The organism is Pigmentiphaga sp. NML080357, assembly GCF_002188465.1.
In the GTDB taxonomy this organism is placed as follows: domain Bacteria; phylum Pseudomonadota; class Gammaproteobacteria; order Burkholderiales; family Burkholderiaceae_B; genus Pigmentiphaga.
The window spans coordinates 35627-59115 of the sequence record NZ_NINW01000026.1 but is presented as its reverse complement, the minus strand read 5'-3'; the positions used below and the strand labels follow the sequence as shown (position 1 = coordinate 59115).

General features: G+C 67.6%; 24 protein-coding genes. 6 read left to right on the top strand and 18 right to left on the bottom strand.

Annotation, left to right across the window (positions count from 1 at the left end):
- Positions 1-48 precede the first annotated feature (48 nt).
- The gene (locus CDO44_RS10390; RefSeq protein ID WP_087780168.1) at positions 49-459 is read left to right on the top strand and encodes a carboxypeptidase-like regulatory domain-containing protein; all 411 of its coding nucleotides are present in this window, start codon (positions 49-51) and stop codon (positions 457-459) included.
- Positions 460-489: 30 nt separating this feature from the next.
- On the top strand, positions 490-951 hold the full coding sequence (locus tag CDO44_RS10385) for a universal stress protein (protein ID WP_087780167.1): 462 nt from the start codon (positions 490-492) through the stop codon (positions 949-951).
- Between the two features lie 53 nt (positions 952-1004).
- Here CDO44_RS10385 and CDO44_RS10380 read toward each other — a convergent pair whose 3' ends face one another.
- The 11 genes from CDO44_RS10380 to CDO44_RS10330 form a co-directional block, all read right to left on the bottom strand.
- Positions 1005-2978 (bottom strand): PhoX family phosphatase, encoded by a 1974-nt coding sequence (locus CDO44_RS10380; protein WP_087780166.1) that lies wholly within the window; start codon positions 2976-2978, stop codon positions 1005-1007.
- A 179-nt stretch (positions 2979-3157) separates the two neighbouring features.
- A complete protein-coding gene (locus CDO44_RS10375) occupies positions 3158-3652 on the bottom strand; it encodes a TPM domain-containing protein (RefSeq protein ID WP_087780165.1) in 495 nt (164 codons plus the stop codon).
- 2 nt (positions 3653-3654) lie between these two features.
- On the bottom strand, positions 3655-4563 hold the full coding sequence (locus CDO44_RS10370; RefSeq protein ID WP_087780164.1) for a YgcG family protein: 909 nt from the start codon (positions 4561-4563) through the stop codon (positions 3655-3657).
- Positions 4560-5171, bottom strand: coding sequence for a LemA family protein (locus CDO44_RS10365; RefSeq protein ID WP_233146124.1), 612 nt, complete (start codon positions 5169-5171; stop codon positions 4560-4562). Before CDO44_RS10365 ends, CDO44_RS10370 begins: the two co-directional genes overlap by 4 nt.
- Before the next feature lie 37 nt (positions 5172-5208).
- Positions 5209-5718: an anti-virulence regulator CigR family protein gene (locus tag CDO44_RS10360; RefSeq protein ID WP_087780270.1), complete on the bottom strand. Its 510-nt coding sequence runs from the start codon at positions 5716-5718 to the stop codon at positions 5209-5211.
- Positions 5719-6118: 400 nt separating this feature from the next.
- Positions 6119-7111, bottom strand: a complete 993-nt coding sequence (locus tag CDO44_RS10355; RefSeq protein ID WP_087780162.1) for a tripartite tricarboxylate transporter substrate binding protein — start codon at positions 7109-7111, stop codon at positions 6119-6121.
- A gap of 52 nt (positions 7112-7163) precedes the next feature.
- A complete protein-coding gene (locus CDO44_RS10350; RefSeq protein ID WP_087780161.1) occupies positions 7164-7526 on the bottom strand; it encodes a cupin domain-containing protein in 363 nt (120 codons plus the stop codon).
- A gap of 9 nt (positions 7527-7535) precedes the next feature.
- Entirely contained in the window at positions 7536-8543 is a 1008-nt protein-coding gene (locus CDO44_RS10345; RefSeq protein ID WP_233146123.1) for a zinc-binding alcohol dehydrogenase family protein, read from the bottom strand.
- Positions 8544-8560: 17 nt separating this feature from the next.
- A complete protein-coding gene (locus CDO44_RS10340) occupies positions 8561-9445 on the bottom strand; it encodes a 3-keto-5-aminohexanoate cleavage protein (RefSeq protein WP_087780160.1) in 885 nt (294 codons plus the stop codon).
- Between the two features lie 10 nt (positions 9446-9455).
- A complete protein-coding gene (locus tag CDO44_RS10335; protein ID WP_087780159.1) occupies positions 9456-10226 on the bottom strand; it encodes an SDR family NAD(P)-dependent oxidoreductase in 771 nt (256 codons plus the stop codon).
- A gap of 31 nt (positions 10227-10257) precedes the next feature.
- On the bottom strand, positions 10258-11079 hold the full coding sequence (locus CDO44_RS10330; RefSeq protein ID WP_233146122.1) for a dioxygenase: 822 nt from the start codon (positions 11077-11079) through the stop codon (positions 10258-10260).
- A 159-nt stretch (positions 11080-11238) separates the two neighbouring features.
- On the opposite strand from CDO44_RS10330, the gene CDO44_RS10325 reads away from it, so the two are divergent.
- From CDO44_RS10325 to CDO44_RS10315, 3 genes are all read left to right on the top strand, one after another.
- Positions 11239-12279: a LacI family DNA-binding transcriptional regulator gene (locus CDO44_RS10325; RefSeq protein WP_087780157.1), complete on the top strand. Its 1041-nt coding sequence runs from the start codon at positions 11239-11241 to the stop codon at positions 12277-12279.
- A 92-nt stretch (positions 12280-12371) separates the two neighbouring features.
- Complete coding sequence (gene asd / locus CDO44_RS10320; RefSeq protein ID WP_087780156.1) at positions 12372-13229, top strand: archaetidylserine decarboxylase; 858 nt, start codon at positions 12372-12374, stop codon at positions 13227-13229.
- A 273-nt stretch (positions 13230-13502) separates the two neighbouring features.
- A complete protein-coding gene (locus CDO44_RS10315) occupies positions 13503-14645 on the top strand; it encodes an alanine--glyoxylate aminotransferase family protein (protein WP_233146132.1) in 1143 nt (380 codons plus the stop codon).
- 303 nt (positions 14646-14948) lie between these two features.
- Here CDO44_RS10315 and CDO44_RS10310 read toward each other — a convergent pair whose 3' ends face one another.
- From CDO44_RS10310 to CDO44_RS10280, 7 genes are all read right to left on the bottom strand, one after another.
- Positions 14949-15221 (bottom strand): PsiF family protein, encoded by a 273-nt coding sequence (locus CDO44_RS10310; protein WP_087780154.1) that lies wholly within the window; start codon positions 15219-15221, stop codon positions 14949-14951.
- A gap of 205 nt (positions 15222-15426) precedes the next feature.
- Entirely contained in the window at positions 15427-15906 is a 480-nt protein-coding gene (locus tag CDO44_RS10305; RefSeq protein ID WP_087780153.1) for an aconitase X swivel domain-containing protein, read from the bottom strand.
- Positions 15903-17186: an aconitase X catalytic domain-containing protein gene (locus tag CDO44_RS10300; RefSeq protein ID WP_087780152.1), complete on the bottom strand. Its 1284-nt coding sequence runs from the start codon at positions 17184-17186 to the stop codon at positions 15903-15905. Before CDO44_RS10300 ends, CDO44_RS10305 begins: the two co-directional genes overlap by 4 nt.
- 70 nt (positions 17187-17256) lie before the next feature.
- Entirely contained in the window at positions 17257-18117 is an 861-nt protein-coding gene (locus tag CDO44_RS10295; RefSeq protein WP_087780151.1) for an IclR family transcriptional regulator, read from the bottom strand.
- Between the two features lie 108 nt (positions 18118-18225).
- Positions 18226-19197 (bottom strand): tripartite tricarboxylate transporter substrate binding protein, encoded by a 972-nt coding sequence (locus tag CDO44_RS10290; RefSeq protein ID WP_087780150.1) that lies wholly within the window; start codon positions 19195-19197, stop codon positions 18226-18228.
- Between the two features lie 51 nt (positions 19198-19248).
- Positions 19249-20517 carry an FAD-dependent oxidoreductase gene (locus tag CDO44_RS10285; protein WP_087780149.1) on the bottom strand — a complete coding sequence of 423 codons (1269 nt, stop codon included), beginning with the start codon at positions 20515-20517 and terminating at the stop codon, positions 19249-19251.
- Positions 20518-20547: 30 nt separating this feature from the next.
- Positions 20548-21561 (bottom strand): tripartite tricarboxylate transporter substrate binding protein, encoded by a 1014-nt coding sequence (locus CDO44_RS10280; protein WP_158213253.1) that lies wholly within the window; start codon positions 21559-21561, stop codon positions 20548-20550.
- A 201-nt stretch (positions 21562-21762) separates the two neighbouring features.
- On the opposite strand from CDO44_RS10280, the gene CDO44_RS10275 reads away from it, so the two are divergent.
- Positions 21763-23484 (top strand): dihydroxy-acid dehydratase, encoded by a 1722-nt coding sequence (locus CDO44_RS10275; RefSeq protein WP_087780147.1) that lies wholly within the window; start codon positions 21763-21765, stop codon positions 23482-23484.
- Positions 23485-23489 lie beyond the last annotated feature (5 nt).

Here is a 23489-nt window from a genome sequence, read left to right as displayed (position 1 = left end):
CACCGGTCCGCCGTACGCGAAGTGCGGTTTCGAGCAAGGAGCATTGCGATGAAGACGATGAAGCCATTCATGCGGAGGACGACCTTTGCCACGCTCGCCGTCGCGCTGGCATGGCCGCTTGCGGTCCTGGCGATCGACCAGGGCGAACAGAACGGCATCGCCTACGCCACGGGCGGCGTCGGCCAGGACGAGTCGGCCGCCATGCGCGGCATGGCCAAGGACTATAGCCTGCGCGTGCTTGCTGCCGCCAAGAGCGGCGAGTACGTGGCCGACGTCAAGGTCGCGATCAGCGACGCCCAGGGCAAGCAGGTCCTTGCGCTGGACACCCAGGGGCCGTACTTACTGGCCCGGCTGCCGCCGGGGCGCTACCGTGTCGACGCCGAGTACGGCCAGGCCAGACAGACCCGCCAGGTGCAGGTGCCGTCGTCGGGCCAGGCCGATGTGTCGTTCTACTTCTGACCGCAGTCGGACCACCCGAGGAGCATTCGCATGTACCAGCGCATACTCGTTCCCGTCGACGGCAGTCCTACCTCCAATCGCGGATTGGACGAAGCGGTGCGGCTCGCTCGCCTGACCAAAGGGCGATTGCGCCTGCTCCACGTGATCGACGAGCTCTCGCTCGCCGGGTCGATGGGCGCCTACGCGGCCTATTCCGACTGGATGAACGTTCTGCGTTCGAACGGTGCCGAGCTGCTCCAGCAAGCCCGGTCCAAGGTCGATGCGGCCGGGGTAGCGGTAGACACGGTCCTGCACGACAACTTCACCGGTCCGGTGCACGAGCTGGCGATAGACGAAGCGCGCAAGTGGCCCGCGGACCTGATCGTGATCGGTACGCACGGCCGGCGCGGCCTGTCGCGCATGGTGCTGGGCAGCAGCGCCGAGAAGATCCTGCGCGAAGCGCCGGTGCCCGTGCTGCTGGTCAGACAGCCGGAAGCCGAAGCGCAGGCCTAGCGGGAAAGCGACAGGACAGGCCGGGCGGTATCCGCCGCCCGGCGCAAGGGCCGTCAGCCCTGCAGCTTGACGCTGGTCGGATCGGCCGTCAGGTAGCCCACCGCGGCGCCGAACCGGTCCTTGTAGTTCGCGCGGATCAGCGGATCGAGCGTGCCCTGGACCTTGGCGTGCAGCGAACTCCAGTCCCCCGGGTGCTGGAAGTTGCTCATGATGTAGGTCCACCCGTGCGCTTCGTCCACCGCGTGCAGGCCGGTCGATTCCGCGCCCGCCGGACACGACAAGATGCGCACCAGCGTCTTCTTGTCGACGTTGTAGGCCCACAGGAAGTTGTTGACGTGGTTGCCGCTGTCCTCGCCGATGAACAAGGTGCGCAGCGTTTCCGAGAACTTGAGGTTATCGGGACTGGCGATGTTCTCGGGATTGGCCGTGTTGCCGAGCGCGTCGGCCGCGATGTCCTCGCCCTTGAGCATCAGGTGCGACTGGGTCGGCACCCATTCGCTGTTGATCGCGCCGCCCTCGCTGTCGCGCTGGCCGCCGCCCAGCGCGTGCTGGAGGATGCCGCCGGCCTTGATCGTCTTGGGAAACGCGACGTTGCGCGAAGCGAGCCAGGACGCCGAGCCTTCGACCATCGAATCCTGGATGTTGGCCAGCGCCGAGTAGGCGACCTTGTCCTTGATGTTGACGGTAGTGCCTTCCATCTTGGTGAAGGCCATGCTGCCGCCTTTCAGGTTGGCGTAGCGGTGGGTTTCCAGGAAGGCCGCGGCCTTCTCCATGCCGGGCTTGAGCTTGAGCCAGGCCGGCTTGCCGTCGAGATGGGCCAGGGTGTAGCTGTCGTCGCCGGGATCGGCCGTCAACGATTCCATGATGTCGGTCGGCTGGATCTTCTGGACGTTGACCAGGTCCTCGATTTCCTTGCTCGTCGCATGGCCGAGCTTGATCCACGAGATCTTGGCGGTCGAGGTATCGGTCAGCTTCTCCGTGTACTTGGCCACGTAGAGGGTGCCGGCCGACAGGTCCTTTTCGCGGTCGGCCACGAACATGAACAGGCCGCCGTTGGTGTAATCGTCGCCCATCAGCACCGTGCGGTTGTCCGGCATGACCTGGATCAGCTCGTGCGAGATGCGGCCCAGGCAGAAGTGCTTCTTGGCCGTCCCGGTGCCGTCGGGGTTGACGGTGATTTCCGGAAGATGGCCGTAGTTGTATGGGTTGGCAGCGGTCTCGCTGCCATAGGTATTCTTGCTGAACGCCTTGAACTGCGCGTTGCCCGCGATCGAGAAAGCATCGGGCTCGTACTCCTCGCTCGACAGGTGCGTGTTCCACGGCGAGAGGCTCGCGCCGCAAGTGATCCAGAGGCCATGCACCTTGGACATGTCGACGTTGTGGTACTTGACCAGCGTCAGCTTGCCGGTAGCCGGGTCCTGGTCCAGCGTGAGGACCGCGATCGGCGACGGCAATTGGCCATACGTGCTCGCGCCGGCCTGGTCGCGGCTGTTGTACTCGAACTGCACGACCACGAATACCGCCTTGCCCTTGACGCCGCTCACGTTGGCGTTCTCCAGCGTCAGCAGCGAGGTGCCGTCCGGGCTGTCCGAAAAGAACTGGCGCTCCTGGCCGGGCTTGGACCTGTCGATGATGGGCTGGTTGTTGATGTCCACGTAGCCGCCGGCGAGGATCCGGCCACCCTTGCCATCCGGCAACATGTCGCCCGTGATGAAGAACGGCTGGTATGCAAGCTTGTAGGCGTGCGTGCTGCCATCGCTGAGGGTCACGTTGAGCGTGGAGTTCACCGTCGTCGTGGCCATGGCCGCGGCGTTGGCCAGCGAAGGCGCGGGCGTGGCCGTGAACGAGGCCGACACGAACTTCGCAGGTTCCTGGGTGGGAGGCGGCGCGACCGGATCGTCGTCGTCGCCGCCACAGGCGGCAAGCAAGGAGGTGCTGGCCACCGTGCCGAGCGGAAGCATGACCGGCACGCCGGCCAGGAACTTGAGCGCCTGGCGGCGCGAACGATTTTGTACTGGATCGGACATTGTTTTGGTATCCAAGGAGGGAGCGTTGCGACGCCGAACCGATCGGCGGCATCCCGGTCCTGGGAACCTGGGGGGGCGCCCTCCCGATTCGCGTCTCGCGACATGCTAGGAGGGAGCGGTGACACTTTTGTGAATGCCGGGCGAGTCAGGGGCACACCGAGCCCCTGACCGCCTCGGCACTACATGATTTGCGGACGGTCGGGCAATTCGTTGGCGCGCGCCGCGCCGGGGTAATGGCGGGCCAGCGTGGCGCCCAGCGCCGCGATGCCCTCGACCACGCCCTGCTCGTAGCGACCTTGGCCGAAAGCCCTTTCGATGCCGTGACAGATGGCTTCCCAGGCCTCGCTGCCCGCGCGGGCGTGGATGCCGCGGTCGCACACGAGTTCCACCGCATGGTCGGCCATCAGCACGTACAACAGGATGCCGTTGTTGTCCGGCGTGTCCCATACGCGCTGCAGGGCGAAGATCTCCAGCGCCCTTTCCCGCGGGGATTGCTGCTGCCATAGCGGCCCCATGTCCATCGCGCTTTCGACGACGAAGCGGATCTCGCCATGGTGTCGGGCCTCGACCTCCCGAATGGCGCGTTCGATGGCGTCCAGCGTGGAAGCGGGGAAGGCCTTCCGCGCCGCGCGACGGGTGGTGAGAAGGTGTCTGAAGAATCGCTTGATCGCCATGTCTACCACCGTCCCGAAGCGCCGCCGCCGCCGAAGCCGCCCCCGCCTCCGCCTCCGAATCCTCCTCCCCCGAAGCCTCCGCCACCGCCGAAGCCTCCGCCCCTGCCGCCGCGATACCCGCCGCCGTAGCCCCCGGGAAGGCCGGCAAAACCTCCTCCCACCAAGGTGAAGAAGAAGGCCAGCAGCGCACCCACCACGGCAATGGCCAGCGCGCCCGACAAGAGCCAGGCCACCAGGCCGACGACGCCGCCGGTCGCCGCGGCGCCCGGCAGTCGGCCCAGCATGCGGCGCAGCAGCCCGCCCGCCGCCAGCGCGACGATCAGCAACACCGGCGCGACGCCTTCGAGATCGCCATCGGCCTGGGCCCTGCGCGCGGGCGGCGGCAGAGGTTCGCCGTCGATCAACCGCATGATGCGGTCGGCGCCCTGCTCGATGCCGCCGTAGTAATCGCCAGCCTGGAAACGGGGCGTGACGATCTCGTCGAGAATGCGGTTGGCGGTCGCGTCGTTCAGCACGCCTTCCAGTCCGTAGCCGACCTCGATGCGCATCCGCCGGTCGTCCTTGGCGACCAGGAACAGCACGCCGTCGTCGACGTTCTTGCGTCCGGGTTTCCAGGCTTCCGCCACCCTGAGCGAATACTGTTCGATGCTCTCGGGCTGCGTCGTGGGAACCACGAGTATCGCGACCTGGCTGCCCTTCTGCTCCTGGAAGGCCCGCAGCCGCTGTTCCAGTCCGGCCTTCTGGTCGGGGCTCAGCGTCGCGGTCAGGTCGGTGACCAGCCCTTCGAACGGCGGGATGGGAACCAGGCCATCGGCGGCGGCCCCGGCAGAGGCGGCGCCGAGCCAGAATACCGCCGCGCCGGCGGCCAGCCATGCGGCCGCCCGGCGCAGGCACTGGCGCCATGCCGTCATCGCGCGCCCGCGGGTTTTCCGCCGCCGAAGTCGACCACCGGCGGGGTGGAAATGGCGCTTTCGTTCGCCACCGAGAAATTCGCCTTGACCGGATAGCCGAACATCTTGGCCGTCAGGTTGCTCGGGAAGGAACGGACGATGACGTTGTAGTCCTGCACGGACTTGATGTAGCGGTTGCGGGCCACGGTGATGCGGTTCTCCGTGCCTTCCAGCTGTGCCTGCAGATCGCGGAAATTCTGGTTGGCCTTCAGGTCGGGATAGCGCTCGACCACCACCATGAGCCGCGACAGCGCGCTGGTCAGTTGCTGCTGCGCGGCATCGAACTTGGCGAAGGCCTCCGGATCGTTGACCAGCTCGGGCGTGGCATTGATGCCCGTGGCCTGCGCCCGCGCGTTGACGACCGCGGTCAGCGTCTCCTGTTCGTGGCTGGCATAGCCCTTGACCGTGTTGACCAGGTTGGGGATGAGATCCGCGCGCCGCTGATATTGGTTCAGCACCTCGGACCAGCTCGCCTTGACCTGTTCGTCGGCCCGCTGCAAGTCGTTGTAGCCGCAGCCGGACAACCCGAGCAGCAGGACGGAAAGAAATGCGGTTAGCAGGCTTCTCACCTTTGTTCTCCTTGGATGGGGTCTTACCACGGCGGCATCAACGGAAGACGTCTGCGAGCACATCGGCCACCACCAGCGTGGCCAGGGACACCAGGATGAGATCCGTTCCCGCGATCCGCCATTCGTATCCAGGGTACACCGGCAGCCGCGCGAGCATGCCGGAAGGCACCATCTTCTTTGCGATGCCCGGAGGCAGCGGCTTGCCCCGCGCGAGGTTCTTGCGGATGCCGGGAGGCAGCGGATCGTATCCGACGGCCCGGTAATCGGCCGCATAGCCGCGCGCCGTCGCAATCGTGATGCCGGCCCGTATCAGGTCGCCTCCCGCCGCGTCGCCGCGGCCGCCCTGCCTGCCTCCGCCCTTGTCGGCGTGCTTTCCGCCCTGCTTGCCTCCGCCATGGTCATTGTTCCCGCGGCCCTTGCCCCCGCGTTCTTCCTGGGCGTTGCCCTTTCCCTTGCCCTGGGGCGGATCGGCCCACGCCGGCCCCAGGCCGAGGGCGCCGGCCAGGGCCAGCGCAATGGTTACGGAGAGTCTTGATTTCAGCGCCATGAGAGGCTCCTTGATGTGCGCATGCGCAACGGCCCAAGCATAGCGCATGGACCCCATGCAGGGGTGCCATCCGTGGCGTTCGGACATCATGTGCCGCGGCTGCAGGGGTCATGACGGTGACGGTATCGCCGCACGTCGTGGGCGGCTTTCCAAGCCCGGGATGCGGGAACAATTCCAGCAAATGGGATCGGAGCTGAACATGATCGTCGGCAAGGACGTTGCGCGGTTCATGCAGGACGGCCAGGCCTCGTTGAAGAAGCTGGCCGACGAAGCACACCTGCCCATGCTCGATTGAGCGCATGAAAAAAACGGCGCGCTCTTGCGCGAGCGCGCCGCGTATTCCTACTCCCTTCCCCGGCGATGCGGGCTGCCGGCAGCGCGCCCGCTCCCTGGGATACGCTCATTCGATCCGTATGCCGGCCGCCTTCACCAGCCGCGCCGATGCGCGCGTCTCGTCCTCCAGGTACTTCCCGAACGCGTCCTGCGCCATGGGCATGGGCGCGGCGCCGAGGTTGGCCAGGCGCGCCCGGATGTCCGGCATCTCCAGCACCTTGAGCACACCTGCGTGAATCTTGTCCGCGATCGGCTGCGGCGTCTTGGCCGGCGCGAACAGGCCCACCCAGAACGTATAGGCGGCGGTGGGCAAGCCGGCGTCGGTCATCGACGGCACGTCGGGCAACGCCGCCGACCGTGAGGAAGTCCCGACGGCCAGGGCCTGCAGCTTGCCGTCCTTGATCATGGGCAAGGCCGACACCAGCGGCGCGAAGAACCAGGTCGTGCGGCCGGCGATGGTCTCGGTGATCGCTTCCGGCGTGCCGCGGAACGGGACGTGCACCGCCTCGATGCCGGCGGCGACCCGGAACTGCTCGGCGTTCATGTGCGTGGCCGAACCGTTGCCGGCCGACGCATAGAAGAGCTTGCCCGGCTCCGCCTTCGCCTTGGCGATGAGATCGGCCAGGCTCTTGTAGCCCGCCGACGGCGCGACCACGAGCACGTTGGGCAGGCTCGCCAACGGGGTGATGCCTTCGAAGTCCTTGAGCGTGTCGTAGGGCAGGTTCGGATAAATGGAAGGATTCACCAGGTGGCCGGAACTGTGGATGAGCAAGGTATAGCCGTCGGCCGGCGCCTTGGCCACCTGCGCCGCTCCCAGGGTGCCGCCTGCGCCCGGTTTGTTCTCCACCACGATCTGCGCGCCCAGGACCGGGCCGAGCTTGTCGGCGATGGAGCGCGCCACCACATCGGTGCCGCTGCCCGCCGTGAAAGGCACGATGAAACGGATCGGGCCCGCCTGCGGCCAGTTGCCCTGCGCCTGGACAGCCGTGGCCGCGCCGAGCAGCGCGGCGGCCGCCAGGGCGCGCCGCACGCCGCGGTGCAAATGGAATTGCGGTTTCATGGGGTGTCTCCTCTCTGTGCGTTATTGCGTTGTCGGATGGAACAACTGAGTCTCAGCGCGGGCCAGGCGGTGCGAACGGCATGGCCAGCAATACCGCGGCCGCATGGCTGCCGCGGTTCACCAATTGACGTTTCTCTCCGGGTGCGAGGCGGCAGGAATCCAGGCGCCGCAGCGTGGCTTCCTCGCGTTCGCCACCGCGTTCGGAAATGACCGTCAGCTCGCCCTCGAGCACGACGTAGTGCTTTTCCATGGGCGAGGCGTCGAGCGCGGTGTGTCCGCCCGGCGCGATGGTCGATACGCCCAGCCATAATTGCTCAGCGGGCCCGGCCTCCCTGCCCTGCAGGCGCACGCAGCGCATGTCGAAATGGTTGGGCGCCTCGTAGACGGGAGCCTCGTCGAAGCGGGTGACGTTCATTCCGGCCTCCTAGGGACGCAGCACGATGCGCAGGTCCGACCCGCCAATCACCGTCCGGTAGGCCGCCAAGGCGTCGGGCAAGGCGTAGACCGCGCCGTCGCCGATGGGAAACGGCCGCAGCGTGCCCTGCTCGAACCCGGGCCGCAGCGCCTTCAGGTGGGCGGCGGCCTCGACGCAGTCCATCGCCAGCGAATCCACCCCCACGTAGGTGTGCATGGCGCGATAGAACGCGAAGATGTCGAACGGCACCGGACGTTCGACCGTGGAGATGAAGATCTGCGTGGCGCGCTTGGCCATGGCGCGGTTGGCGGCCTCGAAATACGGGCTGCCGACGGTGTTGTAGACCAGGTCCACGCCTCGCCCGTCCGTGAGTTCGCGCAGCCTGATGGCGACGTCCTCCCGGCTCGCATCCACCACCTCGACCGGCGCGCACGCATACCCGGCATAAGGCCCGGGCTTGCGCTGGACCGCGATGACCCGGGCGCCCGCCTGCGCCGCGAGCTGCACCGCCGCCTGGCCGACCTTGCCGTTGGCTCCCATCACGGCGACCGTCTGGCCGGGCCGCGGCATGCCGCTGCGGCAATAGCCTTCGTAGGCCGTCACGAACGGCACGCCGATGGATCCGGCCTGGTCGAAATCGAGGCCGGCGGGCATCTCCTGCAGCGCTGCCACCGGAACGGCAAGCCAGGACGCGTGCGATCCGTCCCGGGTGATGCCGAGGTCTCCGCCCGATCCCCAGACGCGGCGGCCTATCCATTCGGCCGGACCCGCCTCCACGGTACCGGCGTAGTCGCGCCCTGGCGTGCGCGGCCAGACGGCCTGCGGCATCAGTCCCAGCGCGGCCTTGACGTCGCTGGGGTTCACCGCCGCCGACGCCACCCGAACCACCGCCAGATCGGCGCCAGGCTGCGGCATGGCCAGGGTTTCGATGGCCGGGGCCAGGGCCGCGGCCGTTTCCGCTTTGGCCCGCACGCGCACAGCCGGCCCGGATTGGCGTTCTTGCATGATCGTTGACATGGAGTTCCTACGGTTGCTCAGTTCTTCACGGGCAGGCCCAGCATGTCGCGCGCCTCGGTCGCCGTGGCGATGCGTCCGCCCAGGTCCTGGACGATGCGCGCGGCACGCTCGACCAGGGCCGCGTTGCTGGGCGCGAGCACGCCGCGCGACAGGTAGATGTTGTCTTCCAGCCCCACGCGCACGTGGCCGCCCGACACGAATGCCGCCGCCAGCATGGGGAATTCGTGCCGGCCGATGCCGAAGGCGGACCAGAAGGCGCCCGCGGGCAACAGGCCGCGGGCATAGAGCAGGGTTTCCGGACTGGCGTCGAATCCGTACTTCACGCCCGTGACGAAGGTCCACATGCCCGGCCCGTCCAGCGTGCCGTCGGCGATCAGGTCCCGGGCCAGGTGGATGTCGCCGCTGTCGAAGATTTCCAGCTCCGGCTTGACGCCGGCCTCGCGGATGATGCCGGCCATGATGCGCACGTTGCGGGGCGTGTTGATGACCACCTCCCCGCCAGAATTCATGGTGTTCAGGTCCAGCGAGCAGACATCGGGCCGCAGCCGAGCGATGTGCTCCACCCGCTTCTCCGGCGCCAGCAAGGTCGTTCCGGGAGCGGCGACGCGCGGGTCGGCTTCGCTCGGGACGAAGCGCCCGCCGGGACCGGTGGTCAGATTGATGATGACCTCGCGGTTCACGGCACGGATGCGGCGGATGACCTCGTCGTACAGGGCGATGTCCATGGACGGCCGCCCCGTTTCGGGATCGCGCACATGGATGTGGACCTGGGCCGCGCCGGCCGCTGCGGCCTCGAGCGCCGAATCGGCGATCTGCTCGGGTGTGATCGGCAAGTGCGGCGTCTGCTCCGGCTTGGTCAGGTTGCCGGTGATCGCGCACGTAATGACGGTGGGGTTGCTCATGGATTGCCCCTTAAAGATGCCGGCCGCCGTCGACCACGATGCGGGTGCCCGTGGCAAAGCGCAGACTCGTCGCGCAGGCTTCGACCGCGGCGGCGATGTCCTCGGGCGTACCGATACGCCCCAGCGGCGTGGTGGCCGCGGTCTTGGCGTTGAAATCCGCCCCCCGGCCAGGCACGAACGTCGAATCGACCACCCCCGGGCTGACGGACAGCACCCGCACCTGCGGAGCCAGCGCCCGCGCCAGGGCATCGCCAACCACGTCGATGCCGGCCTTGGCCGCCACATAGGCGAGATTGCTGCCCACGCCGGTGAACGCCGCGATCGATGAAAGCGTGACGATCAGCCCGTCGCCGCTCTCTTTGAGCAAGGGCGCGAAAGCCCGGATGGTGGCGAACACGCCGCGGAAGTTGACCTTGAGGATGTCGTCGATCAGCTCGTCGGTCAGTCCTTCCAGGTCGCCGGCCGGAACCGGCTTCGTATAGCCGGCACTGTTGACGAGGATGTGGCAAGTGCCGAATCCGGCGCGTACGCGTTCGGCCGCGGCCCGCAGCGATGCGCTGTCGGTAATGGATGCCACGACTTCCGCATGGCCTTCGCCCGCCAGCTCGGCGAGCTGCGCGCGCACCGGTACGGCATCGCCGTGGTGCAGCAACACGCAGCGCGCGCCTCGGCTTGCCAGGCGGCGCGCGGTGGCATAGCCGATCGCGCCGGCGCCGCCGGCGATCACGGCTACTTTGCCGTCCAGGCGTTCCTGCGGCGCGAAGCTTGTTTCTTGCGTCATGAATGCATTCCTATGGTGAAGCGTCTAAGACTCAGGGGATGGGGGGATGCGGGAAGACCATTTCGCCCTCTTGCAGCGTGAAGGCGTGGTCGAACAGCGCCACCGGACCGTCCGGCCGCTGCGTCACCCGGTATTGCCCGACGAGGCGGCGCGTCACGCCGAAGGTCGGATCGCTGTGCAGAAACTCGGAGTCGTCGGCGTAGACCTGGGTGATGAGCACCTTGTAACCGGGCTTGGAAAACATGAAATGGAGATGGGCGGGCCGGAATTCGTGCCGCCTCTGCGCCCGCAACAGCACGCCGCCCGGGCCGTCCACCGGTACTGGATAGCCCGCCGGCCGCACCGAGCGGAAACGGAAACGCCCTTGTTCGTCGGTCTGGAAACGGCCGCGCAGGTTCATGTCGGGCTGGGACTCGTCCTGGTTCTCGTATAGCCCGCTGGGCGAGGCGTGCCAGATGTCGACAGTGACGCCCGCCAGGGGCCGGCCCTCCCGGTCGCGTACCAGGCCGCTGCCTTCGAGCGGGATTCCGGGCGTTCCGGGCGCGGCGATCGAGGCCCCGGGCTCCATGACCGGCGAATTGGCGCGCCAGAACGGCCCCAGCAGCGCCGCATCCGACTCGCCATGGTGGTCGGCATTGTTGAGCAGCGCCACCAGCGACGACACGCCCAACAGATCGGCCACCAGCACCGCCTCGTTCTTGGTTTCGCAGGTAGCCTGGCCGATGGCGTTGATGTAGCCCAGTGCGTACTCGAACTCGGCCTCGGTCAGACGGGTTTCCAGCACGAAGGCGTGCAGGTGCTTGACCAGGCTGCAGATCAGTTCCTTGATCCGGGGATCAGGCGTATTTGCCATCGATTGCATAACGAATGGCAATAATGATTCTGGAGTGCTCGGCAACATTGGATCAAATTCCTTGCTATCGATAGCATACAGTTTCGGCGACGCAGCGCGGCTTGTCAACAACGAGATTTCCCGCAAAGATTCGCCCGCTCAGCGATATCATCTCGTCCCATGCCCAAGCGATCTTCCGCCGCCACTCTCACCGACATCGCCCTGCAGGCCCAGGTCCACAAGACCACCGCCTCGCGCGCCCTGGACCCGGCCCGGCGCCACATGGTCAGCCCCGAGGTGGTCCGCCGCGTGGAAGCCGCGGCGCGAGCCCTCAACTATCGCGTGAACCGCGCCGCTTCGGCGCTGCGCACCGGCCGCTCCGGCACCGTCGGGGTTCTGCTGCCGGACATTACCAACCCGGTATTCCCCCCTATCCTGCGCGGCATCGAGCAGGCCTTGGCGGCGGAGGGCTTCTTCGTGCTGGTGGCCGATACCGGCAACGAGCAAAGCCCCGACCAGGCCGCCGACCGCATGCTCGCCCAACGGGTCGAAGGGCTGATCATCGCCACCTCCAGCCTGCACGATCCGCTGGTGGAGCGCCTCGGCCAGGACCAGGTCAAGGTCGTGCTGGTGAACCGGCGCGACGAAGCAGGCAGCATGCCGGCCGTGGTCAGCGACGACATGCTGGGCATGAAACTGGCGGTCGACCACCTGGCAGCCATCGGTCATCGCCGCATCGCCCACCTGTCCGGTCCGCTCGGGCTGTCCACCGGCGCCTTGCGCAAGGCGGGCTTCGAACGCGCCATGGCTGCGCATGGACTGACGCCGGCCGGCTTTGCCGAATGCGCCGCCTATTCATGCGAGGCGGGCGAGGCGGGGACACGTCACCTGCTGCGATCGGGCGCCTCGTTTACCGCCATCGCCGCCGCCAACGACCTGATCGCGCTGGGTTCGATCCAGGCCTTGCAAGGCGAAGGACTCCGAGTGCCGCAGGACGTGTCGGTCATCGGCCACAACGACATGCCGCTGGTGGACCGCGTGTCGCCGCCGCTCACCACCGTGCGCATCCTGCATTACGAGATGGGCTTCCGGGCGGCCCGTTTGTTGCTGGACAGCCTGCGCGGCGTGCCCGGCACCACCTCCACGGTGGTGCTGCGGCCGGAACTGGTGGTGCGCGCATCGTCGGCGCCGCCCCCCGTGGGCAAGGCCGAGCGGGCCTGAGACCGGGCTGCCGGCGTTTCTCCGTCGTCCCCGCTGCCTGTAATATCCAGACGCAACCAAGAACCCGCGCCTCGCCGGAGCGAGGCCCCGACATGTCGATCAAAGACCAGCTTTTCATTTATAGCCAGTACCTCGCGCCCCAGGCGCTCATTTCCAGCGCGTTCGGGCGCCTGGCGCAATGCCGGACCGCCCCGTTGAAGAACCGCGCCATCGCCCGCTTCATCCGCCAGTACGGCGTCGACATGAGCGAAGCGCTCGAGCCCGACCCGACTGCCTACGAGCATTTCAACGCGTTCTTCACCCGTGCGCTCAAACCCGGGGCACGGCCTCTGGATGCCTCGCCAGGCGCGATCCTGTGCCCAGCCGACGGCGCGATCAGCCAGCTGGGCGCCATTCGCGAGGGCCGCATTTTCCAGGCCAAGGGCCACGACTTCAGCGCTGCCGAGCTCCTGGGCGGCGACGATCTGCGCGCCCAGCCCTTCCTGGATGGCGCGTTTGCGACCATCTACCTCTCGCCGCGCGACTACCACCGCGTGCACATGCCGGTGGCGGGCACGCTGCGCGAGACCGTCTACGTGCCCGGGCGCCTGTTTTCGGTCAACCCGCTCACGGCCCGTTCGGTGCCGCGCCTGTTCGCCCGCAACGAACGCCTGGCCTGCCTGTTCGACACCGAACACGGACCGATGGCGGTCGTGCTGGTGGGCGCGATGATCGTGGGCGCCATGGAGACCGTCTGGGCCGGCCAGGTGGCCCCGCACGGCTCGCGCATCGTGACGACGCGCTACGAGGAAGGCGCCGTGCGCCTCGAAAAAGGCGCCGAAATGGGCCGTTTCAAGCTGGGCTCGACCGTCGTCCTGCTGCTCGCCCCCGGCCGCCTGGCCTGGTCCGAGGCGCTTGGGCCGCTCAGCGGCGTACGCATGGGCGAGGCACTGGGCCGCGCGGTTCTATAATCGATCCTGTCGAACTCCTCGACACCACGGCGCCTGCCAGCAGGAGGCCGTGGATCCCGCTCCGCCGTCCCGCCGCGCCCCTCCCCACGGGAAACACGGCTGTTCGGCCCGGGCCTCCATTTCTCGCCGTCAACCAACATGCCGACCCGTCCGCTTCGCGCCGCCGAAGAAACCGCTGACCCCGCTTCCTCGACCGACCACTCCTCGCTTGTCTTCTCGCAGCCGCCGCGCGTGCGCCTGCTGAGCGACATCCTCCCCGACGACCCGCTGCTGATGATGGGCGCCGGCCCGGTTCCCATCCCCGACGTGGTGGCCCATGCCAATTCGGTGGTGATCAACCACCTTGGCGCGACCATGTCCACCATCATCGCCCAGGTCAAGCAGATGGCCGGCTACGTGTTCCAGACCCGGTCGGAATGGGTGCTCGGCGTGGCTGGCCCCGGCTCGGCCGCGATGGAAATGGCGATCTGCAACCTGATTTCGCCTTCGAGCAAGGTATTGTGCGTGGTCAACGGCTTTTTCAGCGCCCGCATGGCCGAGATGAGCCGCCGGCTGGGCGCCGACGTCGTCAGCTTCGAGGTGGAAGGCAACCAGGCCGCCTCGGCCGAGGACGTCGAACGCGAGATCGAGCGCCATCGTCCCGACGTGCTGACCATCGTCCAGGGCGAGACGTCCAACACCGTGTTCAACCGCGAATTGCCCGCCATCGCCAAGGCGGCGAAGAAACATGGCTGCCTGGTCGTGGTCGACGCCGTGTGCACCCTCAGCACCATGCCGCTGCAGATGGACGACTGGCAGATCGATGCCGTCATCACCGGCGGTCAGAAGGGCCTGTCGTCCATTCCCGGCGTCTCGCTGATCGCCTTCTCCGACGCGGCCTGGGAACGCATCAACCAGCGCAAGACGCCCAATACTCACTGGGTGCTGGATGCCAAGCTGGCCGAGAATTTTTGGCACAAGGGCTCGTATCACTACACCGCCCCGGTATCCGGCGTGCTGGCGCTGCACGAGGCGCTGCGCCTGGTCTGCGCCGAAACCCTGCCGGTGCGCTTCGCCCGCCATTCGCGCTCGTCCTTCGCCCTGCAGAACGGTATCGAGGCCATGGGCCTGAGCCTGTTCGCGCCCCCCGCCTCGCGCCTGAACTCGGTCGTCGGCATCACCGTGCCCGACGGCTTGTCCAACACCGAGATCTGCGCCCACATCTCCAACCGCTACCGGGTCGAGATCTCCGGCTCCTTCGGCCTGCCCATCGTGCGCATCGGCCAGATGGGCGAACAGTGCCGCGCCCACAACCTGTTCCGCACCCTGCACGCGCTGGGCTCCACCATGCGCGACCTCGGCGCGAAGGTCGACATGCCCGCCAGCATGGCCACCCTGGAATACAGCCTGCAGACGATGCCCCCCCCTACGCGCTGACGCGCGCCCCCCGGTGGGCGATGCGGGTGGACCGGAAGGAAGGCCCACCCCCTACGCCCTTCGGGCGCCCCCTCAAGGGGGCGATGCGGGTGGACCGGCGGAGCCGGATCCACCGCATCCTGGATCTAGGACCGCCGTCTTGGATTGAGGCACCTGTGCTTCGCTGGCTGCCAGCGGTAGCAACGGTGTGGCAATTGGAGAAAGCGGTACTAGATCCAGGGCGCCGCGGATTCGGCTTTGCCGGTCCGCCAGCGCCGCCCCCTTGAGGGGGAGCGGCCGAAGGCCGCAAGGGGGTGGGCTCCCTCAACTGCTCAAACAAGACTTCATGAACGCCTTCCGGTCGTCGCCCTTCTTCGCGCCGGCCTCCTTGTTGCAGGCCGTCATTTTTTCCTGCTGTGTCATCTTCTTGGCCGACAGGCAGGATTTCATGAACGCCTTGCGCTCGTCCCCTTTCCTGTCGCCCGCCTCCTTGTTGCAGACAGTCATCTTGCTCTGCTGGGAATTTTCCGCAGCCAGCGCGGGGCCGGTGCATGCCAGGAACATGGCGGTCAAGGACACTGCGAGGGTTTTCTTCATCGCGAACTCCGAACCGTGGGTGGGCGGCCCGGCGCACCGGATGCGCCCGGTTTTTCTTGATTACTGCGCTTGCCGGCGGCGGCTACCGGGCGGCAGCCCAATTATCGTGCTCGTCCATGGAAATGCCTAGGGCCGCGCGCGGCCGTAGGCATGGGGGCAACAGTCGCCGCGCCGGCGCGGCGACCGAGGCGCTGGCCCCTGCCGATCAAGTCTTTTTCCGCTTGACCACTTCGACCCGCCCCAGGTCGCCATCCACCCTCACCCAATCCCCGGTCTCGATCGCCGACAGGGGATCGACGTCGAAGTCGGTGACCGATGGCGCATGCGTGACGACCGCACCCAACGCGATCTTCGTCGTCATCTCGTTGAACAGCATGGCCGCGGGCGCGGCCCCCGCTATGCGGGCGATGTGGAACTGGCCGGACCATCCCGAGGACCCCTTGGCTCCGGGGAAGACCAGCACCTTGCCGGCAAAACTCACGCCGCGCAGCTCGTGGCGGGTCTCGATGATGGTCCCGGTGCGCGGGTCGATGCCACCCCATCCCGAGATGCGGTCGCGCGTCACCAGGGCTTCGCCTTCCGCCCGCCCGCCCACGATGCCGCGCCCCCGGAGCACGATGATGCCGCCCTCGTCCGGATGGACTGCCGTACCGGGAGCGGTGGCGGGGCTGTTGCCGGCGTTCATCGTAAACCTCCTTTCCAGCGGCCGGTTACCGCGGCTTCCACGCAATCGGCGGTACTGCCGAACCAGGCCTGTATGCCCATGATGGCCGGCAGGTAGTGGACCTGCTTGGCCGAATCCACCGCCGCCACCTTGGTGCCCTTGGGAATGACGCGCCCCAGCGCCGAACAGGTGTCCGACATGAGGAATCCGCCCGCGTCCTCGATGATCTTGGTGTAGCCGTTCTGGTCGGCGATCTGCTTGGTGGCCCGGGGCGTGAAGATCCAGAGCTGCGTGTTCCCATGGACTCGCTTGCCTTGCAGCAGGCGGCACACTTCCCAGATCTGCTCGATGCTGTAGTGCGGGCAGCCCAGCATGACGAAATCGACATCGGTGTCGCGGGCCGTGGCATTGAGGTTCTCGTAGACGGCCTGCCGCTCTTTCTTCCCGAAGCGGAATACCTCCCGCGGACGGTTGCCGCCGAACGCGGCCTCGATCGTGGGCGCCTCCGGGGTGAATCCGGGAATGTGGTACATCTCGACACCGCCGGAGGAGGCCGCCGCGGCGCCGAAGTGCTTGAGCTTGAGCGTGCTGGGCGCAAGGCCGGGCCCCACGATGACGGGAACCTTGTCCTGCACCATGTCCCCCACGTAGTAACCCAGCATGCCCCAGTCGGACATGGATTCGACCGGCATGTCCAGTTCCACCAGATGCGTGCCGCGCCGCTCGGACTCGATGTGGTAGCCCCAATAGGGAATCCGGCCCGTGAGCATGGCGGCCCCCGTGCTCTCGCGTCCCTCGGCGTTCGAGCGCGCGCCCACCACCGCGTTGATGTAGATGACCGCGGACGACTCCATCCAGGCGCAGTGCTCGCCGCGCGCCGGCAGGTTGCCGACCTGGTACGGCGTGCAGGTGTTCAGCAATTGCACGCCCAGGCCGGCGCTGTAGGCGTCGCCCTTGCGGAAAATGCGCACCACCTCTTCGCCTACGCCCTGCTGGACGGCATGTTCGGGATCGATGCCCTGCTGCAGGTGGCTGCTGTAGACCTCGACCGGCGGAATCGGGACGACCTCGGCGCTATCGAGGTTGAACTCGGAAAACACGGCGTCCAGCCCGCCCTTCTCGTCGGCGAACCTGCGCATGAACGGGGTGGTCGCGCCGATGGTGCCGGCCACGTTGCGGGTCTCGACCAGCCGTTCGGCGCCGAGCGCATTGCCGTATCGGACCAGCAGGTCCATGGCCTTCTGCTTGGCCGCGCCATGTTCGCCGTCGAGCATGGCTTTTTCATGGTCGCTCAGTTTCATTGCGCACATCCTCCATGGCAGTCGGCATCCCGGAGCGGCCGCCGACCGCGCGCCGGCGACGGGCAGCGGCTCAGGAGACCTTGAGCAGCTTGTCCGGCAGCGGCACCCTGCCCCCGGTATCGCGGGCAATGGCCTGCGCCGTGGCGATCAGGCGCGGCGCGACCTCGTTGCGCAGACGCTTCTCGGTAAACGAAAAGGCCGGGCCGCCGCAATTGAGCGCCATGATCTCGCCGCCCGGGACGATGAGCGGCACGGCGACCGAATTGATGTCCCGATGGAACTCTCCCAACGACAGGCAATAGCCGTGCGTGCGGGCATCGCGCTGCGAGCGCTCCAGGCCCTTTTCCAGCCGCGTCCATTCCGCTTCGCCGCAGTCCTGGCGCACGCTTTGCAGCAGGCGGTCTTTCTCGTACTGATCGGTCATCGCGCTCAGGTAGGCCCGGCCCAGGGCCGAGCTGGCCACCGAAAAGCGCGAGCCCACGCGCAATCGGGCAAGCAACAGCGCCGATTGCGGCGAGGCCGTCTCGATCAGCACGATGTGCAGGTGGTCGCGGATGGCCAGGTACACCGAACCCTCGGTGTCGTTGGCCAGCGCGAGCATGTGCGGCCGCGCGATGGAACGGGTATCGACGCCGCCCAGGAAGGCCTGGGCCAGCGAGACCACGCCGGCCGCCAGCGAGAAGCGCTCGGTCTCGGGCTCCTGCTTCATCAGGCCCAGGGAAACCAGCGTCGTGGCCAGCCGCGTCACGGTGGGCTTGGGTATTCCGGTCATCGACGCCAGCTCGGCATTGCTCAAGACCCGGACGTCCTCGCGAAAGCAGCGCAACACCGCAATGCCGCGCTCCAGCGCGGACACGGTGCCGCTCGGCTCGACCGCTGGGGAACCGCGCTTGTTCTTCGCGGATGAGGCTCGGGTGGCGCTTCGTGGCATGGCGGGGCTCCGGGTACGGCAAATGGCGGGGCGGCGCGAAACGACACGCCGCCCCGGGAAAATGACGGCCCATTTTATAGAGAAGCACGACGGTTTCCATCGGCCCGGTCAATCTGCGGTGGCGCCCGAGGCCTTGACGACCGGCGCCCATTTGGCGATCTCGGCCTTGACGTAGGCATCGAACTCTTCGGGCGAGCTCGGCGCCGGCGTCAGCCCGACCTCGGCCAGGCGCGCCTTGAAATCGGCGCTGCGCAGTATTGTTCCCACGTCGGCGCTGATCTTGCCGATCACCTCGCGCGGCGTGCCTGCGGGCGCGACCAGCCCGAACATGCTCTGCACGTTGAAGCCGGAAATGGTCTCGGCCACCGTCGGGACGTCCGGCGCGCTGGGATCGCGCGTCTTGCCGGTCACGGCGATGGGCTTGAGCTTGCCCGACTTGATGTGGGGCATGGACGAGAACAACGGATCGATCAGCAGCGGAACGCGCCCGGCCATCACCTCGGTATACGCCGGGCCGCTGCCCTTGTACGGGATGTGCAGCATGTCGATGCCGGTCATGTTCTTGAGCAGCTCTCCCGTCAGGTGCATGGAGCTGCCGCTGCCTGGCGACGCATAGCTCAGCTTGCCCGGCTCCTTCTTCGCCATCGCGATCACCCCGGCCAGGTCATTGGCGGGGAACGAGGGCGTGGCGGTAATGACGATCTGCGACGTGACCAGCATCGAGACGCCCGCCAGATCCTTGACGGTGTCGAAAGGCATGTTCCGCCGCAGCGTCGGGTTGATCACGTGCGAGGTCACGACGATGCCCAGCGTATAGCCGTCGGGCGCCGACTTGGCGACGTGGTCCGTGCCGATCACGGTGTTGGCGCCCGGCTTGTACATGACCACCACCGGCTGGCCCCAGGTCTTCTGCAGGCGCTCGGACAACAGGCGGCTGAGGATGTCGATCGCGCCCCCCGGCGCATTCGGAACGATCAGCGTGACGGGACGGGTGGGAAAGGCCGGGCCGCCGGCCGCCGCGGCCGTACCGCCGGCCGCCAGCGATGCCGCGCACAGCAGCGAGGCGAATAGCGTTTTCATGGTGTCTCCAGGTTGAGTGATTGCCGGGAAGCGCCGCGCTCCCCTTCTCGTTCAGACATTGGCCCGGATGCGCTCGTGCAGGGCCGAGACGTCCACGTCCTGCACCGCCGAGCCCAGGGTCAGGTCGAGCGCATGCGCGGCCGCCGCCCCCATAGCGATGCACGGGCCCATGACGCGCACGCTCGAGAGCGCGGCGGCATCGGCGTCGATGCAGCGCCCGGCGGCCACGATGTTGTCGCTGCCGCTGGGAATCAGGCTGCGCAGCGGCACCGTGTGCACGTGGTCCTCTCCGAACGGTTCCCAGACGTAGCCCTCGGGTTGGTCGTGCAGCTCCACCGGCCACGAGGTACGCGCCACCGCATCCGGAAAACGCGTTCCCGCCCGCACTTCCGCCGTGGTCAGCTGGTGCCGCCCGACGATCCACCGCGTCTGCCGGATCCCCGGCAAGGCATAGGCGCGGATGCGCGCGGCGCCGAACGCCTCGGGATACTCCGCGCGCAGGAATTCCATGACCCGGTCGACCTGTTCGCGGCCGGCCAAGGCCGTGGCCGACGCGGCCAAGGGGTCGAGCGGCGTCTCCATGTGGGTCATGTTCATGGCCGCGGTGCCGCGCCCCGGGAAGCGGAAGAACAGCCCGTCGTCCCGCGAGATGCCGTACTGCGCGGCCTTTTCCTTGATGCGGAGGGTGAAGGCGTCGCGCGTGGGCAGGTGGGCCTCGTCGAGGTTCTCCAGCACGAACATCTGGGTGCCGAAAATGGGTTCGTCCGGTTGCCGGCAGTCCAGTCCGGCCAGCCAGGTAAGCGCCGCGTCCCCGCTGGCGTCCACGTACCCGCGAGCCTCCACGTGCACGTCGCCATAGCGCGTGGCCAGCTCCAGGCGCTCCAGCCTGCGCCCTTCCCGCCGCGCCTCCCGCAGCACCGCGCCCAGCACCACCGTGATGCCGGCCTCGCGGATCTTCTGCTCTATCCAGCGCCCGAGCGCGACCTCGTCGTAGTACACCACCGTGGTGAGCGGGCCGACGTTATGGTGCAGCGCGCCGGCATCGCCAAGGTCCTTGAGTATGCCGTCGGCGATGCCATGCGTGAGCTGGATGCGATTGGGGCCGTTCGAAAACAGGCCGCAGAAGGTGCCGATGATCGAACCCACGGCCTGGCCGCCGAGCATGGGCAGGCTGTCCACCAGCACGACCTTGCGGCCCAGCGCCGCCGCCTCGAGCGCAGCCGACACGCCCGATATGCCGGCGCCGACCACGCACAAGTCTGCATCGACGCGCCATGGGCGGGGTTCGGTTCGTCGGACGGTTCGTACTTCATTGGCCATGCGGGTTCTCCTTGCTGCTGCAAACGGTCTTCAATTCTTCAGGCCCAGGCGCGCGACCATTGCCTTCTCGCGCTCGAACGAAGCGCGCATTTCCTCGGTAAAGGCGGCGGTATCGCGGTAGGCGGGGATGAGGTCGAACTTGTCCAGGATTTCCCTGTGGGCGGGCTGCTCGATGGCGCGCCGGTAGGCATCGTGCAGGACCCGCACCACGGCCGGATCCATGTTCTTGGGACCGGCCATGCCGATGGGCGAGGTATAGACGATGGGCACGCCGAGCTCGCGGGCCGTGGGCACGTCGGGGAATTTCTCCAGGCGCGACTCGCCGAACGTGACCAGCAGCCGCATCTTCCCGGCCTGCACCTGGGGCGCCCAGCTAGCCGAATCGGACATGGCGTCCACGTGCCCGCCGATGGCGGCCTGAATGACGTCGGCGCTGCCCTTCATGGGAATGACATTGAATTTCACGCCCTTCAGGCGCGCCACCTCTTCCATCAGCAGATGGCCGCCGTTGGCGAAGCCCACTGTGCCGTAGCTGATTTCGCCGGGCCTGGCGCGCGCCGCCGCGATGAGGTCGTCGAAGCTGCGCAGCGGCGAATCGGCGCGCACCGCGATGCCGAACGGGCTCGTCACCATGCAGATGATCCAGGTGAGGTCCCGCATCGGGTCATAGCGCACCTTCTGCAGATGCGGCATGCGGACCTGTATCTGCAGCGCCTGCGTGAGCGTATAGCCGTCGCCGCGGTCGATGCGGGCCATCGCGTCGGCACCCAGCAGCAGGTTGGCGCCGGGGCGGTTCTCGATGATGATGGGCTGGCCGTTCAGGAACGGCGCCGCCAGCTTGTCGACGAAGCGCTGGTAGACGTCCAGGAGGCCGCCCGGACTGGCCGGAACGATGACGGTGATGGGCCGGCTGGGAAAGCCCTCGGCGGCGGTAGCCATGCGCGGCAGCACGCCCATCGACGCGCCCGCCGCCAGGCCCCGCAGCAATTGCCGGCGAATGGACGATGTGCGGCCTGGCGCCGGGTCCTGCGGGTTCACGCTCATGTTGTCTCCTGTTCCGGCATCGGGGCCGTCTTCGAATGGAATCCGGGAACGCATAGGCGGCAGATTCTCGATCACGCTCATTTCGATGTCAATATTTTTTGGAATGCAGTTTCAAAATTTTTCTTCCCACTCGCTTCACATTGACCCTTGCTTCTCGCGAATGATAAATTGAAATAACATTTCAAAATCCAAGGAGACCCTATGTCCTCGTCCGCCACAGGCGCCGCGCCGCGCCGTCCGCTGCGCAGCAATTTCGAAAAAGGCACCTCGCGCTGGGCGGTCAGGCGGGCGCAATGGCGCGCCCTCGGGCTGTCCGACGAAGACATGGAGAAACCCAAGATCGCCGTCGTCAATACCTCGTCCGAACTGTCGAGCTGCTTCAGCCACCTCGACGGCGTGGCGGCCGAGCTCAAGCAGGCGATCCGGGCAGCCGGCGGGCTGCCGTTCGAGGTCCGCACCGCCGCGCCGAGCGATTTCATCACCAGCGCCGGCGCGCGCGGCGGCTACATACTTCCCAGCCGGGACCTCATCGCCAACGACATCGAAGTCGCGGTGGAAGGCGCGCTGCTCGACGGCATGGTGTGTCTCGCCTCGTGCGACAAGACCACGCCGGGCCAGTTGATGGCGGCCGGCCGGCTCAACATACCGTCGCTGGTCGTGGTGTGCGGCTACCAGCGCAGCGGCCACTACAAGCAGCAGCACGTCGACATCGAGGAGGTGTTCCTGGCGGCGGGCCACGTCGCGGCCGGCCGGATGGAGCCCCGGGAACTCATGGCCATGAGCGAAGAGGCCGTCCGCGGCCCGGGGGTCTGTGCGGGCATAGGCACCGCCAACTCCATGCACATGGTGTGCGAGGCCTTGGGCATGGCCCTGCCCGGCAGCGCGCCGGTCGCGGCCAACAGCGCGAAAATGATGGGCACGGTGGCGCGCGCCGGCGCCCGCATCGTGGAAATGGTCTGGCAGGACCTCAAGCCGCGCGACATCCTCACGCCCGAAGCCTTCGCCAACGCCGCGCGCCTGGTCCTCGCGCTGGGCGGTTCCATCAACACCATCAAGCACCTGCAGGCCATCGCCCGGGAAGCGCAGACCGACGTCGACGTCTACGGACTGTTCGAGCGGCTGGCCGATTCCACGCCCCTGATCGCCGCCATACGCCCCAACGGCGACCACACCATCGAAGACCTGGAGCGCGCCGGCGGCACGCTGGCGGTGTTCAAGCGCCTCGCCGGCCGCTACCATCCGCAGGCGCTGACCGTCTCGGGGGACACGCTGGGCGCGGCGGTGGACGCGGCCGAGGTACGCGACGAAGCCATCCTGCGTCCGGCCGACCAGCCGCTCTCCTCGCGTCCGTCCATCGTCATCCTGCGCGGTTCGCTCGCCCCCGAGGGAGGCATCGTCAAGCTCGGCCTGGCCACCGGCAAGGCCATGCGGTTCAGAGGCCCTGCCCGCACGTTCGAGTCCCAGGAAGACGCCATCGCGGCGCTGCAGCGGGGCGAGATCGAACGCGGCACGGTGGTCGTTCTGCGTGGCCTCGGCGTGCGCGGCGGACCAGGCATGGGGATGGCGTCGCGCTTCGTGTTCGTGCTCGACGGCGCCGGCCTGGGCGAGCACGTGGCCGTGGTGACGGACGGCCAGCTCTCCGGCCTGGTGAACAAGGGCCTGGTGGTGGGAGAGATCTCGCCGGAGGCCGCGGCCGGCGGGCCGCTGGCCCTGGTGCGCGACGGCGACCCCATTGTCATCGACATCGATGCGCGAACGGTGGACCTCCTGGTGGCTGAAGACGAACTGGTCCGGCGCCGCGAGGCCTTCGCGCCTCCCGCGCCGGGCCGGGTGCGTGGATGGCTCTCGGTCTACGAACAGGTAGTCCGGCCCCTGCCGGAAGGCGCCGTGCTGGCGCAGCCGCCGCAAGCCGGCACGCGCTGAAGACC